Source organism: Halobacillus halophilus (genome assembly GCF_020171985.1).
Taxonomy (GTDB): Bacteria; Bacillota; Bacilli; order Bacillales; family Halobacillaceae; genus Halobacillus; species Halobacillus halophilus_A.
The window spans coordinates 77,586-96,081 of sequence record NZ_JAIVAL010000010.1 but is presented as its reverse complement, the minus strand read 5'-3'; the positions used below and the strand labels follow the sequence as shown (position 1 = coordinate 96,081).

Annotated in this window: 19 protein-coding genes; 10 read left to right on the top strand and 9 right to left on the bottom strand. The window is 41.8% G+C overall.

The genetic code is table 11. The features are described 5' to 3' along the window. Positions 1-18: 18 nt before the first annotated feature. The gene (gene dat, locus LCM11_RS15625) at positions 19-909 is read left to right on the top strand and encodes a D-amino-acid transaminase (protein ID WP_224895228.1); all 891 of its coding nucleotides are present in this window, start codon (positions 19-21) and stop codon (positions 907-909) included. Between the two features lie 114 nt (positions 910-1,023). Further along, a complete protein-coding gene (locus LCM11_RS15620) occupies positions 1,024-1,464 on the top strand; it encodes a hypothetical protein (protein WP_224895226.1) in 441 nt (146 codons plus the stop codon). 52 nt (positions 1,465-1,516) lie between these two features. Here the strand turns inward: LCM11_RS15620 and LCM11_RS15615 are convergent, their stop codons facing one another. Then, positions 1,517-2,152: a YczE/YyaS/YitT family protein gene (locus LCM11_RS15615; protein ID WP_224895225.1), complete on the bottom strand. Its 636-nt coding sequence runs from the start codon at positions 2,150-2,152 to the stop codon at positions 1,517-1,519. 150 nt (positions 2,153-2,302) lie between these two features. Here LCM11_RS15615 and LCM11_RS15610 point away from each other — a divergent pair, with 150 nt between their 5' ends. Continuing rightward, entirely contained in the window at positions 2,303-3,061 is a 759-nt protein-coding gene (locus LCM11_RS15610; RefSeq protein ID WP_224895223.1) for a (S)-benzoin forming benzil reductase, read from the top strand. A 53-nt stretch (positions 3,062-3,114) separates the two neighbouring features. On the opposite strand, the gene LCM11_RS15605 is transcribed toward LCM11_RS15610, so the two are convergent. Next, positions 3,115-4,095: a S66 peptidase family protein gene (locus tag LCM11_RS15605; protein WP_224895222.1), complete on the bottom strand. Its 981-nt coding sequence runs from the start codon at positions 4,093-4,095 to the stop codon at positions 3,115-3,117. Between the two features lie 78 nt (positions 4,096-4,173). Beyond that, positions 4,174-4,695 carry a dihydrofolate reductase family protein gene (locus LCM11_RS15600; protein WP_224895220.1) on the bottom strand — a complete coding sequence of 174 codons (522 nt, stop codon included), beginning with the start codon at positions 4,693-4,695 and terminating at the stop codon, positions 4,174-4,176. 272 nt (positions 4,696-4,967) lie between these two features. On the opposite strand from LCM11_RS15600, the gene abc-f reads away from it, so the two are divergent. Further along, a complete protein-coding gene (gene abc-f, locus LCM11_RS15595; RefSeq protein ID WP_224895219.1) occupies positions 4,968-6,551 on the top strand; it encodes a ribosomal protection-like ABC-F family protein in 1,584 nt (527 codons plus the stop codon). A gap of 924 nt (positions 6,552-7,475) precedes the next feature. Here abc-f and LCM11_RS15590 read toward each other — a convergent pair. Both LCM11_RS15590 and LCM11_RS15585 read right to left on the bottom strand, forming a co-directional pair. Beyond that, positions 7,476-8,663 carry a cation:proton antiporter gene (locus tag LCM11_RS15590; RefSeq protein WP_224895218.1) on the bottom strand — a complete coding sequence of 396 codons (1,188 nt, stop codon included), beginning with the start codon at positions 8,661-8,663 and terminating at the stop codon, positions 7,476-7,478. Positions 8,664-8,906: 243 nt separating this feature from the next. After that, a complete protein-coding gene (locus LCM11_RS15585; RefSeq protein WP_224895216.1) occupies positions 8,907-9,779 on the bottom strand; it encodes a DMT family transporter in 873 nt (290 codons plus the stop codon). Positions 9,780-9,966: 187 nt separating this feature from the next. On the opposite strand from LCM11_RS15585, the gene LCM11_RS15580 reads away from it, so the two are divergent. Next, positions 9,967-10,239 carry a hypothetical protein gene (locus LCM11_RS15580; RefSeq protein WP_224895214.1) on the top strand — a complete coding sequence of 91 codons (273 nt, stop codon included), beginning with the start codon at positions 9,967-9,969 and terminating at the stop codon, positions 10,237-10,239. 41 nt (positions 10,240-10,280) lie between these two features. After that, on the top strand, positions 10,281-10,832 hold the full coding sequence (locus LCM11_RS15575; RefSeq protein ID WP_224895213.1) for a GNAT family N-acetyltransferase: 552 nt from the start codon (positions 10,281-10,283) through the stop codon (positions 10,830-10,832). A 40-nt stretch (positions 10,833-10,872) separates the two neighbouring features. On the opposite strand, the gene LCM11_RS15570 is transcribed toward LCM11_RS15575, so the two are convergent. After that, complete coding sequence (locus LCM11_RS15570; protein WP_224895212.1) at positions 10,873-12,345, bottom strand: SulP family inorganic anion transporter; 1,473 nt, start codon at positions 12,343-12,345, stop codon at positions 10,873-10,875. A 949-nt stretch (positions 12,346-13,294) separates the two neighbouring features. On the opposite strand from LCM11_RS15570, the gene LCM11_RS15565 reads away from it, so the two are divergent. After that, on the top strand, positions 13,295-13,714 hold the full coding sequence (locus LCM11_RS15565; RefSeq protein ID WP_224895209.1) for a universal stress protein: 420 nt from the start codon (positions 13,295-13,297) through the stop codon (positions 13,712-13,714). 85 nt (positions 13,715-13,799) lie between these two features. Next, the gene (locus LCM11_RS15560; RefSeq protein WP_224895204.1) at positions 13,800-14,006 is read left to right on the top strand and encodes a zinc ribbon domain-containing protein; all 207 of its coding nucleotides are present in this window, start codon (positions 13,800-13,802) and stop codon (positions 14,004-14,006) included. Between the two features lie 59 nt (positions 14,007-14,065). Here LCM11_RS15560 and LCM11_RS15555 read toward each other — a convergent pair whose 3' ends face one another. Genes LCM11_RS15555 through LCM11_RS15545 form a run of 3 tightly spaced genes read right to left on the bottom strand, consistent with a single transcriptional unit; the run spans position 14,066 to position 16,991 of the window. Continuing rightward, the gene (locus LCM11_RS15555; protein WP_224895202.1) at positions 14,066-15,709 is read right to left on the bottom strand and encodes a putative ABC transporter permease subunit; all 1,644 of its coding nucleotides are present in this window, start codon (positions 15,707-15,709) and stop codon (positions 14,066-14,068) included. Beyond that, on the bottom strand, positions 15,702-16,424 hold the full coding sequence (locus LCM11_RS15550; RefSeq protein WP_224895200.1) for an ABC transporter ATP-binding protein: 723 nt from the start codon (positions 16,422-16,424) through the stop codon (positions 15,702-15,704). The genes LCM11_RS15555 and LCM11_RS15550 overlap by 8 nt, the downstream gene beginning before the upstream one ends. Before the next feature lie 60 nt (positions 16,425-16,484). Beyond that, positions 16,485-16,991 (bottom strand): GNAT family N-acetyltransferase, encoded by a 507-nt coding sequence (locus LCM11_RS15545; protein WP_224895199.1) that lies wholly within the window; start codon positions 16,989-16,991, stop codon positions 16,485-16,487. A 90-nt stretch (positions 16,992-17,081) separates the two neighbouring features. On the opposite strand from LCM11_RS15545, the gene LCM11_RS15540 reads away from it, so the two are divergent. Beyond that, complete coding sequence (locus LCM11_RS15540; protein WP_224895197.1) at positions 17,082-17,636, top strand: sugar O-acetyltransferase; 555 nt, start codon at positions 17,082-17,084, stop codon at positions 17,634-17,636. Positions 17,637-17,725: 89 nt separating this feature from the next. Next, positions 17,726-18,481 (top strand): type I methionyl aminopeptidase, encoded by a 756-nt coding sequence (map, locus tag LCM11_RS15535; protein WP_014642422.1) that lies wholly within the window; start codon positions 17,726-17,728, stop codon positions 18,479-18,481. The last annotated feature ends 15 nt before the right edge of the window (positions 18,482-18,496 follow it).

The window sequence follows — 18,496 nt, the reverse complement described above, 5'->3', positions numbered from 1 at the left end:
TGTAAGGAGGACGATCTCATGACCATTTATGATCGCATACTAACAGAAGACGATTTTATTCATCAGGATGAACTCCGCTATCCGTTTGAAGAACGGGGGTTGCAGTTCGGCGATGGAATTTACGAAGTGATCCGCGTCTATAACGGCAAATTTTATCTGTTAAAAGAGCATGTAGAGCGTTTATATAGATCAGCAGCCGCTGTAAAAATAAATGTGCCCTATACTCAGGAAGAAATGTATGATCATTTAAAACGTCTACTGGAAATCAATAAGGTAGAAAGCGATGCGAAAGTGTACTTGCAAATTACACGTGGTTCTGCCCCAAGGAATCATGCATTTCCTAAAGACACAGCAGCTAATCTGTACGCTTATGTTAAAGATTTGCCGCGTCCAACGGATCTAATAGCTGGCGGGGTCCACACTATAACCCATGAAGACGTGCGCTGGGACTGGTGCTACATTAAAAGCCTGAATCTGCTTCCAAATGTTATGGCTAAACAAGCAGCTGAAGAACAGGGTTGTTACGAAGCTGTGCTTCATAAAGACGGTGAAGTTACCGAATGTAGTTCATCCAATGTGTACATGGTGAAGAATGGTAAGGTCTATACACACCCCGCTAAGAAAAATATTCTGCATGGGTGTGTAAGAATGCGTGTGGAAGCTTTCTGTGACTCTCAGAACATTGATTTTGTAGAAGAATCGTTTGAAATTGAAGATCTTCAATACGCAGATGAATTATTTTTATCCAGCAGTACATCTGAGATTATGCCGATCTTAAAAGTGGATCATCTGCAGATTGGAGATGGGAACCCAGGGGCTGTGACGCGTATTCTGCAGCAGCGGTACGAAGAGGAAGCCGGTATCTCTCCGGATGCCTCCATCTTCAGAAGTAATCAAAAAGCTCAATAAGTAAAAGCGGTATGCTTGGCCCCTGGCTGTCATACCGCTTTTTCGTTCTTTGGTGTTATAGAAAGGAATTATGATATAATTCCTACGAACCATTGATGAAATGGAGGAATAAGAATGGGAAAAGTCAATATTGAGCTATCTCAGAAACAGTATGAAAAATTAGTAGAGACCGTATATTTGGGCACTTGGATGGTTAATTCCACCCGTATGGAATTAGATGAAGAGTTTGAGGATGTACGAGAGCTTGTTCTTGCCAAGTTTAAAGAAGCGGGACTTGAGGATCGAGTTGTTCACCAAGAGGAAATGGACATTTATGATCTGGATGTTGATTATGAATCTAAGCTGCTCGATACGTACGTAGAGGAATACGATGAGTTCAGTTTCTGGGATAAGCTAGTCGAAAAACTGGCTGATAAAGAAATGGCCGAGCGTTATGGAACGAGTCAGGACAAGATGACCGATGAAATGATGGAGGAACGTGTGAAAATAGAAGAAAAAATTGGTCAGAAGTTAGAAGAAACTGGAGTAACAAAACTTAATTTCACCGATGAATAAAGAAAAATAAATCTAAAAAAGCGTGAAACACTGTTTCACGCTTTTTTGTTATTCAGTCCGACGCACTTGAAGAACGGGCGGAATCTGACCATAGCCTTGCAATCGGACGCGCCCAGAAATAAGACCATTGGATGAAGGGGCCTAATAATAAAGCGACGATAAGTGTTCCTATGCCCACTGGAGCGCCTAAAAGATAGCCGACAAGAGCCATAGCTGATTCTGCTATAATCCGGATAAAGCCTTTGGACTGTTTGGTTTTTTCATTCATAATCATCATAAAGTGGTCGAGCGGAATTCTTGGGAAAGGGGTGCGTAAATAAACAGCCACGCCCAGAGCCGTTGCGAGCAATCCCAGGGAAAAGGTCCCCCACTGAGTCCACCATACTTCATAATTTGCGTTTTCAAGCATCCCGTATAAAAACAGATCTACGGTCCGCCCCCTTATAATAATGGGGATGAGAGATTCATACTGCGGCCGTTTTTTTTCAAGCCACGCATTAAGTAGCAGTAATATGACAAAAGCTGCAATCATAACGGATCCTACCGTAACCGGAAAGCGCATAGATAGACCTACAGCTATACTATCGGCAGGTCCTACTCCCAAACCAGATTTAATAATCAGGGCAAGACCCAGACTGGAGATTACGAGCCCGCCTGCATAAATGATAAATAAGTAGAGATACTTCATGTCAGACTCCTTCTTCTATCAGTCAAACTCGTGCTTCATTTATCATATACGCTGCTATTATAGATGTAAAGCAGTCTGCGGGCACGGTTAGGTTTTCTATTCAGGAAGTCGGGAATAATGAAAAATAGCAGTTAAAAGGAGGATTTTTACATGCAATATGCTATTGTTACCGGAACATCCCGTGGACTAGGAGAGTCCATTGCGAAACAATTTATTGAAAAGAATGTTCATTTAATTTCTGTATCCAGAAACGAAAACAAATCTTTACAGAAACTGGCTGATGAAAGAGGGGTCAGCTATACCCACATTTCATGTGACTTGAGTGACTCTGGCCAATTGGAGGAAAGTCTTGAGAATATTGTTAAGGAAGCTTTTCATGAGGACACCCACTATGTATATTTGGTGAATAATGCAGGAGTGATTGAGCCAATTAATCCGGTCGGACAATTAGAACCTGCTTCTGTTCAAAAGCACTTTCAGGTAAACGTGACAGCTCCTGTTCTTTTGATTAATCGCTGTCTGGCAGAAGCGAATAAAAAAGAAATCAGGACTTCGATTATTAATATCACTTCCGGTGCAGCTGAACGTCCAGTTCACGGGTGGAGTACATATAGCAGTGCAAAAGCAGCTATTAATCGGTTTACATCCACCCTTGCGTTAGAGCAGGAAGGGAATCAGCATGTTATATTGGCGTTCAGCCCAGGGGTCATGGACACGGATATGCAAGACGAAATACGTTCATCTTCTAAAGAAGAGTTCAAAGACGTCGATAAATTTAAGCAGATGAAGGAAGAAGGTCAGCTGAGATCTCCGCATGAAGTAGCATCGATTCTTATGGATCTCATCAATGAACCTAAAGACATTGAGAATGGAAAAGTATATAAAGTGTATGATTTGGTTAACGAATAACAACTAGAAAGGACGGCTCAGCCCGTCCTTTTGTTTAATATATTCGGGTGCAGTTAGTACTCTGTCATTTGAATGGAAGCTTCTTGACCGAAAGCCTGAATGGCGGCCTTCCCACCGATAGGAAAAGTGAACTGGGGTGTGGTATGGCCGAAGCTCGCCTGAGCAATGACCGGGATATTTGCGAGTTCCTCCTTCGATTTAATGATCTCGTGGAGGTGATCCAGGCTGACGTTGGATTCTTTTTGAAAACGGCCGATGACAAGTCCCTTCACCTTTTCAAACCCGGGCTGATGAATAAGGGACTGCAGATCGCGGTCAAAGGTTTGCGGCATGGTCAATTCATCATCCTCAAGAAAAAGAATGGTGTTCTCAAGTACAGGCATGAATTCGGTCCCCTGAAGAAGATTTAATGTACATAAATTCCCTCCAAGAGTACGGCCTATTGCCTTGCCTTCATTAATGACAACATATCCATCATTTTTATAAAAATGACGATTCTCCTGATCCAGGAACCAGCGGTCGTCGCTCCAGTGATCCGCCTGTTCTATAAAATAAGGAGTGGTTTGGGTGAACACCTGCCTAAAATGTTCCCACGTATATTCAATTCCTTTTCTCATGCCAAATGTAGAAAAGTGGGGGCCGCTATAAGTCACAAGGCCAGTCTTTTGATAAATGGCATTCGAAAGAACCGTGATGTCCGAAAAGCCGCAGAGGATTTTGGGGTTTTGACGGATCAGATCATAATCTATATATCGAAGCAGCTGGTTACTGTCAAAACCTCCAATCGTAGTAAGGATCATGGTAACGCGCTCGTCAGTAAAAGCTTCGTGAAGATCGGCGACTCTTTTTTCAATGGATTGGGAAAGAGCAGAATCATCGCGTGTCTCCGCATATGTACTATAACTAACCTGGACACCAAGCTGTTCCAAGCGCTGAATGGCGAGTCTGCGCTGATCTTCAGCAATAATAGCCAGGCTTTCAGCAGGGGAGATTACCCGTATTTCATCCCCTTGTTTTAATTTATCTGGAAACATAAACTTCCTCCTTTTCCTAGATGAACTTTATTAAAGTATGAGGGCCACTAACTAATAGTAGATTTTAGAGTACTCTACCTATTTAAGCTGATAAGTAAGCATAATCATCCCATCATCGAACTTTTCGGTATTTAATAAATTAAGCTGCTGTTCTTTTTGGTGCGGCTTGAACAGGGGGATTCCACTGCCGATCAAGGTGGGCTGAATCGCCAGATGATATTCATCAATAAGCCCCATGCTTACAAAATGGTCAATTAACTGTGCTCCGCCAACCAGCCAGATATTTTTATCTTCTTTTAATACATTCAGCAGCGGAAGGATTTGCTCGGGCTGAATGAAGGTAGCATAGGAATCGTGACCTTCTTTCGTACGGCTTACAACATAGACATCTTTAGATTGATAAGGAAACTCGCTCGCTAATTCAAAAATTTGTTCGTAAGTCTTTCTCCCGAGAATCACAGTGTCCATTTGATTGAAAAATGCTTCAAAACCATAATCCGTTCCACTATCCTGTCCATCCCAAAGCCAATCAATTGAACCGTCTTCTCTGGAAATGTAACCATCCAGACTTTGTGCAATGTATAACACGACCTTCCCCATGCTGATCCACCCTTTCCGAATTTTCTTGCAAATATATTCTCGTTCATCATATAATAAATGAAGATGAAATAGAAGGGACTGACGTTTAAAGCGATGAAGTACTAATCCTGTCACTATACGAGTATGTAAATAAGAAATTTTACTCGTTCCAGATACAGGATTAGTCTGTCTTGCTTTAAACGTATGATTTCCGGGCATCTTTATGTTTTTTTAAGGATGGCTGAAGCAGCAGACTATGACTTCTCTGGAGCGTACAGGGAGGTCATTTTTTTATGTTATTGATGAATGCCAAAAATATTCACTATTCAATCGGAGAACGAACATTACTGGATATAAAAGAATTAGCTATTCACGAAGGTGAGAAAATCGGTTTAGTGGGAAGGAACGGACAGGGTAAAACCATGCTCCTTCGCTACTTATCCGGAGAACTGGAGGTAATACCTCAGGTTAAATGGTACACAGATTATGATCGATTAGACCAAATTCATAAAGGTCCAAAAGAAGAGCATCAAAGCGGGGGAGAACGTACGCTTGCCAAGCTTGACGCTATCTTTCAGAATGAGGCCCCGCTATTGTTTCTGGATGAACCGACGAATGATTTAGACTGGTCGCGGATGGAAGCGTTAGAGGAGCGCCTGCAGGAGTATTCTGGTGCCTGTGTAATCATCTCTCATGATCGAACACTCCTGGACCGAACGTGCCATAAGATCTGGGAGCTGGAAAATGGGATACTTAGAGAGTTTAATGGGAACTATTCCTTTTATCTGCAGCAAAAAGACCAGGAACGAGAACAACAGATGGAAAAGCATCTTCAGTACCTTCAGGAAAAGAAACGAATTGAAAATCGGATTGAGCAAAAGCGGACCCAATCCAAAGGGATGAGAAAGCCACCCAGGCGTATGGGGAATTCTGAATGGCAGCTTGGTAAAAATAAAGCAGCCGCCAGACAGAAAAAAGTAGAGCGAACAGGGAAAACTCTTGAACGCCGTCTGAATCGTTTAGAGCGTCCTGACAAGCCATTTGAATGGGATCAAGTGAAGCTGGAAATGGACCAGCAATCTAAGATCCATAGTAAGTATATCTTTCAGTTAAGAGAAGTAGATATCCAGGCTGGACACAGATTTCTGTTTCGCATAGACGATATTTTATTGAAAACGGGGGCAAAAACTGCATTTATCGGAGCGAACGGAGCTGGTAAATCGACGTTTCTGCAACATTTACTTGATCATCACAAAGTGTTGTTTCCTAAAGGAGTTAAGACAGAATATTTTCATCAGAATATGGGAGCACTTCCGGATGAGGAAACGGTTTTAGGTTATGTGTCGAAAACGAGTCGTTTAGAGGAGTCCATGATTCGGATTATCTTGGCCAGGCTCAGATTTTATGAGGAAGATATTCATAAAAAAATTCAGGTGTTAAGCGGCGGAGAACGGGTGAAGCTAGTTCTGGCCAGGATGCTTGTCAGTGAAGCACAGCTGCTTATATTAGATGAACCGACCAATCATCTGGACATAGAAGCCATAGAAGCTTTGGAAAAGTTGGTGCAGGATTATCCTGGGACGATTCTGTACGTTACCCATGACCGGACGTTTGTTGAGAAAACAGCGGATCAGTTATGGATCATCGAGCAGGAAAAACTGAACTATTTTGATGGAACGTGGCAAGAATGGCAGGAAGCCTTGAATAAACCCCAGAAAGCAGAGGAGGACGTGTACAATTTGATGACGCTTGAAACGAAACTATCTGAACTTATTAGTCGATTAAGTATTCCCGGAATAAATGAAGACCGATCTCTTCTTGAAAAGGAATATGAAGAAACTCTAAAGCTAGTAAAGCAATTAAAACAAAACTCTTGATGAAACTTTTTAATACATAATAAGCCCTTCTGTTCATGAACAGAAGGGCTTATTATATCTGACATTCCTTTTCATTTCTTATTTTTACTCCTTTTTAGAAGAACAAGTATGAACACGAGAAACAATGCTGCTACACTTATAGCCATAATAATGATTGAAATAAATAAAGAATTCATGCTTCATCCTCCTTGTTTTTGTTCGTTTAACTTTTTCCTATCGAGATTTATTCACTCTCTCTATGGAAGTGCATAAAAATTGAATTGTGCCCGCCCAGATCTCAATGGGAATGCTTTTTTAACTCTTTTAAATCTGCCATTTTGATTTTAAAGTAAAGCTCCCGTTACTTGAAGACTCAGTTTCGAGATATTTAGGTTGAGAGGACAGTCCTTCGGGGGACGATTTCGCTTTCCGCGGGCATGGGGTAAGCTTCCTCAGGCTCCGCCTTCCGGGATCTTACCGAACATGTTCATCCCACAGGAGTCTCCATCATCCCCCTCCGGACCTGGCCGAATGAGAGGCTCGAAACCACTCAAAAAGTACCCGTTTTCAGGGAAATAACATGAAGCAGTGAAAGGCGTTTTAAAGTCGATAATTTTGCTTAATTGTCCGATACATAAACATTTCGGGCAGGTAATAGAAGCCAAGCACTTCTTTTCTGAAGGGCCCGTTTCTCCTAACTAAGTGGGGCTGGTGGGGAAATGGCGAGACTCCCGTGGGAGAAGGAATCAGGTGAGATCCCACAGCGAGTGAAACGAGTGAGGAAGCTCACCGTTCCCCCACAGGAAAGCGAGTTATTTCCCCACTAGCCTCTACTTCCATTTAACGTAACGGACCCAATTATCTCGAATTCGAGTCTTCAACTAACCGGCACTGTTGTTGAATAAGTCTTGATGAGGAAATGCGATTATTTTTACTAGAGCTTTGTTATTTGAGCAGTCTCTTTGATAATGGGTAAATGCCGATGCTTTGAATAATGAGAGAGAGCAGAACGGCTGCAAATGTTAATGAAAGTAAGAGATCTGTTCTGTCTCCTCCCTGAGTGGAAAGGCTTAAAATAAGAAAAACAGACATAGTTCCTTTTAAACCCGACCAGCTGAGAAGAAAGGACTTCCGCCAGCCGATTTTTTTCCTCCATTTTGGAAATACTTGCGTCGTTCCAGCTATGATGATGAAGCGCACAATAATGGAGGCAATGAAAATCAATACAGCCAGCCACCAGTAATTAAAGGACAGATGGTCAGCGGATACAATACCAATCAGTAAGAATAATAAAGAAAGAATAGAGATCTCAACAATGCCCCAGAAGTTATCGAGCGATTCACGAAAATGATCTTCTTTAATTGTCCGGCCGAATTCAAAGGAAAGCATGATACCAGCGAATACCGTAGCTAATACCCCGGATAAATCCAGGAATTCAGCAAGGTTAAAAATACCATAAGCTACTACAATGCTGAGCATCACCTGATATTCTTTATGATGAGTAAAATGAATAGCTTTACTGAACAGCCAGCCGAATAATATGCCAATGAAAATGCCACCAAGTGAGACTAGCAGGAACTCTCCTAAAAAGAAGCTGAAGGAAAAGGGCTCCTTATTAAGGAAAATCCCTGATACAACAGAGAAGATGACAATGCTGGTGCCGTCATTGATTAAGGATTCTCCTTCCACCACGTCTGCCATCATTTCGTCTCCAGAGGACTGCTTTAAAATGGAGGCCACGGATACCGGGTCTGTAGGTGTCAGCATGGCGGCAATTAAGATCGCCCCAGCAAACGACATAGACACAAACGGTGTACTAATAATAAAAATGATGGAACCAAGCAGAATAACTGTAAGTACAAGGCCAATCGTTGCAAAGAAACCGATAATACCTCCATTCTCTTTAAGAGCAGAGGGAGGAAAGCGATAAGCGGATGTGAACAAAAGACCAGGCAAAAATATATGGTAAATTAAGTTTTCGGTAATTTCTATAGATGAGAAGTAGGGAATAAAGAAAAGACTAATCCCTATTAAAGTCAAAATCGGGGGTACGGGTAGATCTTCTTTTTTCTTATCTATTGTGAAAATAAGATAGCCAATGAACAATAATATGATATACGGTGTGGTATGCATACAGAGTCCCTCCTACCGGCTTCATAACCTTAGAGTAGACCAGAGAGGTAATTATTCAAAATGAAATTTCGACTTCTCATAAATAATATTGAGCGGTCCTCACTGGTTTAAGCTATATATAGCCATTAGTAAAAAATACCACGATATTGGACTCATTAATCCTTATTTATCCAAGTGATGGATCTGGGGTTAAAAAACACTATATAAAAGACCTTCCTCAGGGATAAAAGGAAGGTCTTTCGTTTACGCTTTGGAATAATTCGCTTTAGCATTTTGATTATTTTTAAAGAACATATAAAAGGATGCTCCGAAAATCGTTATATAGCCGAGAATACTGAGCCAATCAGGCACCTGTCCAAATAGGAAGATACTGATCAGGGCGGAATAAACCACGGTGGAATAGAAAAAGATTGAAATCTCTCTTGCGGGAGCAAATTTGTAAGCTATTGTTAAGCCAAACTGCCCCAGAGTAGCGAAGCCGCCTGCAGAAAGAAGATAAATCCATTGCTCTAACGACATGGGTTCATAAAAAGCTATGGTAAAAGGGAGAAGAGAAACCGTCGTAAAAAATGAGAAGTAAAAGACAATGGTATAAAATTTCTCTTTATCTCCGAGAACACGCAGCAATGTGTAGGCCCCTGCTGCGAAAACGGCTGAAAATACGCCGGCAAGATAGGGAATGAACTCTACGGAAAAGGCCGGCTTGATAATAAAAAGAGTACCGATAAAAGCAATGATAATAGATACGATTTGATACAGCCGTGCTCTTTCCTTCAAAAAAATAGCCGAAAATATGATAAGCAGAAACGGGCTCAGTTTATTCAGCATATCCGCATCTGAAAGGACCAGGTTATCTATGGCGTAAAAGAATAGGACCATTCCAATGGTACCCAGGGCCGAACGGGATAGAAGAAGCTTCTGGTTTTCTTTCTTTCCGAACAAACGCTCTTTATTATACAGCACAAATCCAAAAGCGATGATGGCAGAGACAAGATTCCGAAACAGTGTCTTTTGGACGGTAGGCACATCTCCTGATAATTTCACTAACGCGGCCATCATAGAAAATCCGAATGCAGATATAAGCAGTAATAGAATTCCTTTATTGCGATCACTCATAATGGTTCCTCCAATTAGGATTAGGTTGTGCAAAAACACCTTTACCATCCTAATATAAAAGTGCCCATAAGGAAAGCCATTCACACTCTTGGTTCTCCATTAATTGACAAAACTAGACAAAATGATACGAATGCGCAGGAATCGGGTATAATGAAATAAGCAAGGAATAAAGAAAGGAAGATTATATTTGTTTTATTCGCAGCCGATTGTGTGGCAGACCAGGGTCATTAAGGACAATCAGCAAGTGTACACAGAAGAGCAGTCGACATTAGATCTTTATGAATCCGAAGTGATTACTCCGACGGAAACGTATCGGCTGAAAGATATTTTCGATGTCTCTTATAAACCATTTTCGGACAGCTATGGACTGTTGTATTTACACACCATTAAGGGAGTGAAAACGTATATGGTAAAAGAATCTCCTGAGGTATGGATGGAGGCTTATCATCAATGGAAGTGAAGGTTAATCCCATATCTTTCATATAATGGAGTGTGAGTCAAATGGAGATTCTTGAAAAAGGAGAACGATTGCATCTAAGAGAAATTGTTCCTGAAGATTGGGAAGCTTTACACTCATACGCATCGAATCAAGAGGCATGTAAATTTCAACCCTGGGGACCAAATAGCGAAAAGGATTCAATTTTTTTCGTACAACAGGCGATTCGTGATCGGGAAGTTCGGCATCGCAGCCGATTTGTATTTGCCATAGTAATGAATGAAACCGGAAGAATTGTTGGAAATATTGAAATGAATATTATCGATTGGGACGGTGTGGGTGAGATCGGTTTTATTATTCACCCGGAACACTGGGGCAAAGGTTACGCTACAGAAGCTGCTCTTCTCATATTGAAGCACAGTTTCGAAGCGTGCCATCTTCACCGTGTATCAGCCACCTGCAATCCAGAAAATGTGGCTTCCATTTATGTTCTGGAGAAAATAGGGATGGTTAGAGAGGGAGTTTTGCGACAGGATCTTCTTATAAAAGGAAGCTGGCGGGATTCATGCATTTACAGTATGCTCAAAGATGAATGGGCCGCAAAGCATGGCTCTTGATAATAAAAAAAGTGATTCCCAGATGGGAATCACTTTTTTATTAATGGTTGGATACAGAAGCATTAGGTTTATTATGAACGGCAAGCCGTTTGACTAACTGTGAACTATCTTTGTTTAAGCCCACAATTTGTACATCTTTGTCGTTTTCCCTGAACTTCAGCACCAGCTTATCAATAGCAGCTACGGCTGAATCGTCCCAAATATGGGAGTCTGAGAAATCAATGACAACTTCTTTAGCGTCCGCATTAAAGTCAAAGTGCTTCATAAGATTGTCAATGGAAGCGAAGAAAACTTGTCCACTTACTTGATAGACTAGTTTTTCCGTGCTTTCTTCATACGCTTCTTCTACGTGTATTTTAGAGATCTTAGCTACAAAGAAGATGGCGCTTAAAATTACACCTGCTAATACACCTTTAGATAAGTCATGTGTTTTAACAACAGTTCCTACGGTAATCACCATAACCACTGTATCTGTAACTGGAACTTTGTGGAATCGAGTAAGAGAGCTCCAGTCAAAGGTTCCAATGGAGACCATAATCATGACTCCTACCAGCACCGCCATAGGAATCTGCACCAGTAAATCATTGAAGACGATAATTAAGAGCATCATGAATACTCCTGCGACAAGGGTGGACAAACGTCCACGTCCTCCAGAGGAAACGTTTATGACTGATTGGCCAATCATAGCACATCCAGCCATACCTCCAAACAATCCAGCTACAACATTAGCTGTACCCTGACCGCGTGCTTCTTTGTTTTTGTCACTGACGGTATCGGTCATATCATCTACAATTTGAGCAGTTAATAATGACTCAAGCAAGCCGACAAAAGCTAAAGCAAGGGAGATTGGGAAAATAATTTCCAATGTTTCAAAAGTTAACGGAATGTCCGGCAGTAGAAAGATTGGCAGAGTACTAGATAATTCGCCCATATCTCCGACTGTCTTTAAGCCTGCTCCTGTAGTAATCGCAATTACAGTCATGACGATAATGGCTACGAGTGGTGATGGTACAGCTTTTGTAAACTTCGGAAGAATATAAATGATGGCTAACGAACCAGCTACCATCGCATACATGGCCCAGTTTGCCCCTTCAAAGTGGGTCAGCTGAGAGGTGAAGATCAAAATAGCAAGGGCGTTAACGAAACCAATCATGACGGAGCGTGGTATGAACTTCATGAACTGTCCAACCCTTAAGGCTCCTAAGACAAACTGCAGAATTCCGGTCAAAATAGTTGCTGCAAGCAAATACTCCAGACCATGATCTTTGACGAGCGTAACCATAAGCAAAGCCATGGCACCTGTGGCCGCTGAAATCATTCCAGGCCGGCCGCCCATAAAAGCAATAACGACGGCGATACAGAAGGAAGCGTACAATCCTACCATGGGGTCGACTCCAGCGATGATAGAGAAAGCGATCGCTTCAGGGATGAGTGCCATTGCGACAACCATGCCTGAAAGCGTATCGTTTTTTACGTTTCCAAACCATTGTTCTTTAATTGTTTGTGTGTTCAATTGCGCACCTCTTTCTATTGATTTTTAAAAGCGCACTGTCCGTAACAGTGCTAATATCCGGCAAGAACGAACAGAGTATATCATCTATTAAACGAATTTCATAACTCCATGTAAGCGCATAAATTCGACACATACGTTTATATTCTTCTATATACTCTTATATAGACCCCAAAATCATAAAGTGGAAATTTATTATAAATTCAATTCAGCCTAAACTACACCAATGTTTAAGAAAAGCTCCCATTACTTGAAGACTCAGTTTCGAGACTTTTGTGAGAATTTGGTCCTGCGGGGGACGATTTCGCTTTTCGGCCCTGCACGATGCAGGGTCGTTCGACGTTGCCACAGGACGTGGCGATCTTAGTCGAACTTCTTATATGTGCTGAGCTTCCTCGTGCTTATCAGCCCTGCGGGATCTCACCGATCATGTTCATCCCGCAGAAGTCTACATCGTCCCCCTTCGGACCTTGTCGAATTAGATGCTCGAAACCATTTAAGACGTCGACGGATTGATGAGAAAAAAAGCATGTGATTATGAGGCTATTTCATGCTATAACGTTGTGGAATAGCATGTCATAAAAGGATTTAGGACCGATAAGAAGGAGTACAATCTTTCCTATAAAAACGTCCGTTATTCTTACTCGGCTGGGCTGGTGGGGAAATGGCGAGACTCCCATGGGAGAAGGGACTAGGTGAGATCCCACAGGGCTGATAAGCCCGAGGAAGCTCACCGTTCCCCCATAGGAAAGCGAGTTATTTCCCCACCAGCCCCCTCCTCATATCGTAACGGACCCAAACTACCTCGAAACTGAGTCCAACTAACCGGCTTTTAGTGAAATAAAACGCTAATTAAGATAGCATATAAATATGAAACATTTGTGATTGAATTACATGGAATTCGTCATACGTGTTAAAATAACCGCAGATGTTATGAAAACAGGAGGATTCTATGTATAAGAAAATATTATTAGCTGCAGATGGATCAGGACATTCCGTACGAACAGCTGAGCGTGCAGCCGAACTAGCCCGTCTTCAAGGTGATGGTGAAATTACGATCATCTATGTGGTGGACGGTGAACAATCAAAATCCGATGTACTATCAGAAGGTGACAAAGGAATGATCGAACGTCGCCGTCACGAGCGGCTGAATCCAATTGAGCAGATGCTGGATAGTAAAGGGCTGTCCTATCAGGTAGCATTAAAACATGGTGAGCCAGGTCCTGAGATTGTTAAATTTGCAAACGAGGAAGCTTTTGATATCGTGGTAATTGGAAGTCGTGGTTTAAATACTCTTCAGGAAATGGTGCTCGGAAGTGTCAGTCACAAAGTAGCGAAGCGAGCCAAATGTCCGGTTATGATTGTTAAATAAATTGATCATTTCTATGCTAAATAGAACCTCATATCCGCATATATGAACCAATAGAGGAAATATTATTAAAAACAGGAGTGTGTCTATGAGCGAACGAGGTTGTATCAAATGCGGCAGTAAAGATGCCGAACAAAATCATGTATCGATGACAGGCTCAGGTCTGTCCAATATATTAGACGTACAAAATCATCAATTTACATTGGTCTATTGTAAGAATTGTGGTTACTCTGAATTTTATAATAAAGATGCCTCTGAAGAAGGTAACGTGTTTGATTACTTCTTTGGCAACTAACCTTTATGTATGAAAAAGACTTCGACCTGATATGCGGGTCGAAGTCTTTTTTAGATTGGTCAGTGGATAGAATAATACCGCTTATCACTAAGCCGTTTCAAACCCGCATGACATGCGGCAGCCAGAATAATCAGAAAGGTAAGCAGAACAGCCGCTGTTACCCAAATTCCGTTGACCGCACTTACATTCCAAAGGATTAAAATAAGGGTACCGAAGACTGTTGCTTCAATTGCGAGCATGGCGAGTCCAATAAAACGTCCTTTAAAGACTTCACGCTCATCAGTCCAGTCCAGCTTAGGACTGTAAAGATCAATGATGAGCCCTCCTATACTGGTAACCCAATTGGTAACTAGCGCAAGAAGGAGCCATATGAGCCAAATCTTAAAGGAAACCTGCACTAGAAATAAGGCTGCGAAGCTGAGAATAGCAATAGTGAGAAGGTTTAACGTAAAAGCCGTTATAATTTTACTTCTCAGAACGGTTTGCGGCGCTATCGGCAGATGTAAATGGTTGAACCAGCTTTTTCCATCTCTTGAGATCGAGGAAAACGAGGCAGGGGTCATCCCGACAGACAGCAAAGTAAAACCAAACAGACCTAGCACCAGTTTCTTTCCTTCCAACTGGGTGAGTAAAGAACCGAGGCTTGCCAGGGAAGTGTTCGATTCCATAAATAAGATGACAAGCAGAAAGACAGGGAAAAACAGACTCTGTACCACGATTTGTGTGAAGAAGGCAGGGGTGCGGAAAATGATTCTCATCTCTTTCAGCCATAGACTATAAATAATCGGTTTTCGCTTAATCGTCTTTTGTACCTTACTCTCATTAAAACGGCCACGTGTTCCTCCCGATAATCCAAGCACGCCTTTGAAATAAATCTTCTGACCGACGGTTAGAAATAAAATGGCAAAACCTATCGTTAATCCAAGCATCAGCATTAGATAGAGAACGCCGGTTACAGAAGCTGGCTGTGTCAGAGCGATCGAACTAAAATAAGCGGTTGGAAAGAAACCTGTAACCAGTTCAAGCAATCCATTTTGTTCCCTGATTAAATCGGCGGTTCCACTACCGTCTCCTCCACTGTCTAACCGAATCACCACATTAATTCCAATGGCAAATATGAAGCCGAACATGCCGACAATGATTTTGGTCCGGTCTTTATTCTTGGAAATGTTGGCAAAGCGCATGAGAAACATTAGCACAATCGAAAGCAGCACAAATGGAATCACTGGTGTAACAGCCCATAGCAAAATAGCGAACAAATAATAAAGCAGTCCAGCACTGCTGTGTAATCCGTAAAACAATAGAACCGGCAGTAAGATTAAAGCATTCAAGCCGTATAGAGACAAAAAGGGTACGGCAGATTTTCCAAGTACAATCTGATAAGGATGAAAGGGAAGAGCAATAAATGATTCTACATCCTCTGCAAAATAAAAGGAGCTTAACACCGTTCCAATGCTGGTCACAATAAAAATTACAAACATAAGAATAAAAAATAAAGCGAGAATGACGCTTTCGTTTCCAGTTGGTTCCAGGGCATTGTAAAGATTTCCGATTAAATTGTTTAAAGAAAATAAGATTAAGGCACCAAAGGGAATAAGCGCAAAGGCCATAATTACATAACCGACCTTTTCCGAACTGCTTTTACCAGCCCAGGAGAGCTGCATTTTCACCATGATTTTCATTAATTTCCATGCGTTACTCATTTTCTGTTAACTCCAGGAATAGTCGTTCCAGGTTATCATCATCTTGAAACTGCTGCTTCATTTCTGTCATGTTTCCTTGAAATTGTACATGTCCATGATTAATAATCGCTACTTCATCACATAACTGTTCGACTACTTCCAGTACGTGTGTGGAGAAAAAGACGATTTTCCCTCTGTCGGCATGTTCTCTCATCATTTCTTTTAAGGTATGAGAAGACTTAGGATCGAGGCCGGATAAGGGTTCATCTAAAATCCATACATCTGGATCATGGAGCAGTACACCACTTACAACAATTTTTTGCCGCATTCCATGGGAGTATGTCTGGATATGATCATCAAGCGCTTCATATATACCAAAGCTCTTAGTAAGGTATTCGATTTTTTCTTTTCGCTCTTCTATTGATACTTGAAAGACGTCTGCAATAAAATTTAAGTATTCAATCCCTTTCAAACGGAGGAAGATGTCTGAGCGGTCAGGTACGTATCCAAAAAGATGTTTGGCCTCCATGGGATAATCAGTAATATCCACACCATTGATCGTAATTGATCCTTCATCTATAGGCAGGATTCCTGTCATCATCTTAATAGTAGTCGATTTACCTGCACCATTTGGTCCCAGGAAGCCGAAGATTTTTCCGTCAGGTATCGTTAAGTTCAGGTTTTTAACAGCATGCTTGCCGGTAAAGCTTTTCGAAATGCTCTTTAATTCAATCATACGGTCCACCCTTTACTAAATAATCTGCTTTTTAAGTACGATATGGATGGACGATAGGTTTCACTCCGTTAAGAATAGTTCCATCAGTTCTTCGTCCAGGTAGCGATCAGCTATTTTAATAGCTTTTCGCTCTACACCGTAGGATTGAAATCCAACTTTCTCATAGAGCTTTTTAGCAGGAGTATTGTCCGTAACTACATTTAAGTGGAGCACTTCTAACTCAATTGCCTTCGAAAAATTAATAACTTCCTGTAAGAGGAGGGCAGCTCCGCCTTTCCGGCGGCACCCTGGACTTACGTACATAGCTACAATACTCCCTTTGTGAGAAAACTTAGGGTGGCTTTCTTTAACCAGAGTAGCCGTTCCGCATAGTGTGCTGTCTTCAAACAATCCAAAAGTACGGGAGGAAGGGCTGTCCAGCCGTTCCGCTGTTTTAACAAGAGGATCGGGTCTTTGTTTTTCCTGTTCATATGTAGTAATAAAAGCATCCGGGTTTGTTAATAATGCTTCTAACCGCAGTTCATAATAGTCTTCTGCATCTTTTCCATTTAGTTCTCTCACCTGCATAGCAGATCCCTCCTTCGGTTGTTCCAAGTCTAGTTAAAAATTGTGGTAAAGTAAAGGAAGATGTTCAACATATAATAAGAAGGTGAGTGTATGACAGAAAAGGAAAAAATGCTGGCCGGCGAACTTTATAAATCCTGGGACGAGGAATTGGTTCACGAAAGGGCAAGAGCCAGGCAGATTGTTTATTCTCTCAATCAAACGAAAGACGCAGAAATGCATTACCGGAAGCAATTGATAGAAGACCTATTTGGTACTCTGGAAGGAGAATACGGACTTGAGCCTCCGTTCTTTTGCGATTACGGATACAATATTCATGTAGGAGAAGGATTTTTCGCCAATTTCAATTGCGTTTTTTTGGATGTCTGTCCTATCCGAATCGGAAAAAGGGTACTTATTGGTCCGAATGTGCAGCTTTATACCGCTACTCATCCAATGGACCGTGAAACAAGAGCAAGCGGATTGGAAGCGGGAAAACCCATAACGATAGGCGACGACGTTTGGATTGGAGGAAGTGCCGTGATCAATCCTGGCGTGACTATAGGGGATAATGTCATTGTTGGTGCTGGAGCAGTCGTCACAAGAGACGTTCCTTCAAACGTTTTTATTGGAGGAAACCCTGCTAAAACGATAAAAGCAATTGAGTAAGTCCCAGGGGTGGTCGAACAGGAATTTTTTCGATATTATACTATAGGATGCTTAGTTAAACGTTAGAGAGATAAGGAAGGAATGGGTGTATGATTAAACGTAAAAGTAAACGAGAAATTGAATTAATGCAGGAAGCCGGCAAGCTCCTGGCAAACGTTCATAAAGAGTTAAGAACATTTATCAAGCCGGGTGTGACCACCATGGAGATTGAGAATTTTGTGGAACGTTATTTAACCAAACATGGAGCGACCGGAGAACAAAAAGGCTATCAGGGTTATGAGTTTAATACTTGTGCCTCCATTAATGATGAAGTCTGTCACGGCTTCCCTCGCCATGAGAAACTCGCTGAAGGAGATATCGTTACCGTGGATATGGTAGTAAATCTCAACGGGGCGCTAGCTGACTCTGCCTGGACGCATGCGGTAGGAAATGTTAGTGAAGAAGCGAGTAAGCTGATGGATGTCACAAAAACGTCTCTTTATAAAGGTATTGAGCAGGCTATACCTGGGAATCGGATCGGTGATATCGGTCATGCGATCCAATCTTATGCGGAAGGGGAAGGCTACTCTGTTGTCCGCGACTTCACAGGTCACGGGATCGGTGAAGGCATTCATGAAGATCCTTATATTCCGCATTTCGGTAATGCTGGAAAAGGTGCTCGTTTGAAAGAGGGCATGGTCATTACGATTGAACCGATGATTAACATCGGGGGCTGGAGCACGAAGATGGATGATAATAACTGGACCGCTCGTACAGTAGATGGTTCATTATCTGCACAGTATGAACATACGGTAGCGATCACAAAAGACGGCCCAGTGATTCTAACGCAGCAGGAAGAAGAATAAATATTTGCAGGCAGG

What these genes read in the sequence shown, in the direction of transcription:
- map (WP_014642422.1), top strand. Translation starts at nt 17,726, where the DNA reads ATGATTAAACGTAAAAGTAAACGAGAAATTGAATTAATGCAGGAAGCC.
- LCM11_RS15585 (WP_224895216.1), bottom strand. Translation starts at nt 9,779, where the DNA reads ATGAGTGATCGCAATAAAGGAATTCTATTACTGCTTATATCTGCATTC.
- LCM11_RS15605 (WP_224895222.1), bottom strand. Translation starts at nt 4,095, where the DNA reads ATGTTTCCAGATAAATTAAAACAAGGGGATGAAATACGGGTAATCTCC.
- LCM11_RS15555 (WP_224895202.1), bottom strand. Translation starts at nt 15,709, where the DNA reads ATGAGTAACGCATGGAAATTAATGAAAATCATGGTGAAAATGCAGCTC.
- LCM11_RS15590 (WP_224895218.1), bottom strand. Translation starts at nt 8,663, where the DNA reads ATGCATACCACACCGTATATCATATTATTGTTCATTGGCTATCTTATT.
- LCM11_RS15575 (WP_224895213.1), top strand. Translation starts at nt 10,281, where the DNA reads ATGGAGATTCTTGAAAAAGGAGAACGATTGCATCTAAGAGAAATTGTT.
- abc-f (WP_224895219.1), top strand. Translation starts at nt 4,968, where the DNA reads ATGTTATTGATGAATGCCAAAAATATTCACTATTCAATCGGAGAACGA.
- dat (WP_224895228.1), top strand. Translation starts at nt 19, where the DNA reads ATGACCATTTATGATCGCATACTAACAGAAGACGATTTTATTCATCAG.
- LCM11_RS15540 (WP_224895197.1), top strand. Translation starts at nt 17,082, where the DNA reads ATGACAGAAAAGGAAAAAATGCTGGCCGGCGAACTTTATAAATCCTGG.
- LCM11_RS15610 (WP_224895223.1), top strand. Translation starts at nt 2,303, where the DNA reads ATGCAATATGCTATTGTTACCGGAACATCCCGTGGACTAGGAGAGTCC.
- LCM11_RS15545 (WP_224895199.1), bottom strand. Translation starts at nt 16,991, where the DNA reads ATGCAGGTGAGAGAACTAAATGGAAAAGATGCAGAAGACTATTATGAA.
- LCM11_RS15550 (WP_224895200.1), bottom strand. Translation starts at nt 16,424, where the DNA reads ATGATTGAATTAAAGAGCATTTCGAAAAGCTTTACCGGCAAGCATGCT.
- LCM11_RS15620 (WP_224895226.1), top strand. Translation starts at nt 1,024, where the DNA reads ATGGGAAAAGTCAATATTGAGCTATCTCAGAAACAGTATGAAAAATTA.
- LCM11_RS15615 (WP_224895225.1), bottom strand. Translation starts at nt 2,152, where the DNA reads ATGAAGTATCTCTACTTATTTATCATTTATGCAGGCGGGCTCGTAATC.
- LCM11_RS15560 (WP_224895204.1), top strand. Translation starts at nt 13,800, where the DNA reads ATGAGCGAACGAGGTTGTATCAAATGCGGCAGTAAAGATGCCGAACAA.
- LCM11_RS15600 (WP_224895220.1), bottom strand. Translation starts at nt 4,695, where the DNA reads ATGGGGAAGGTCGTGTTATACATTGCACAAAGTCTGGATGGTTACATT.
- LCM11_RS15565 (WP_224895209.1), top strand. Translation starts at nt 13,295, where the DNA reads ATGTATAAGAAAATATTATTAGCTGCAGATGGATCAGGACATTCCGTA.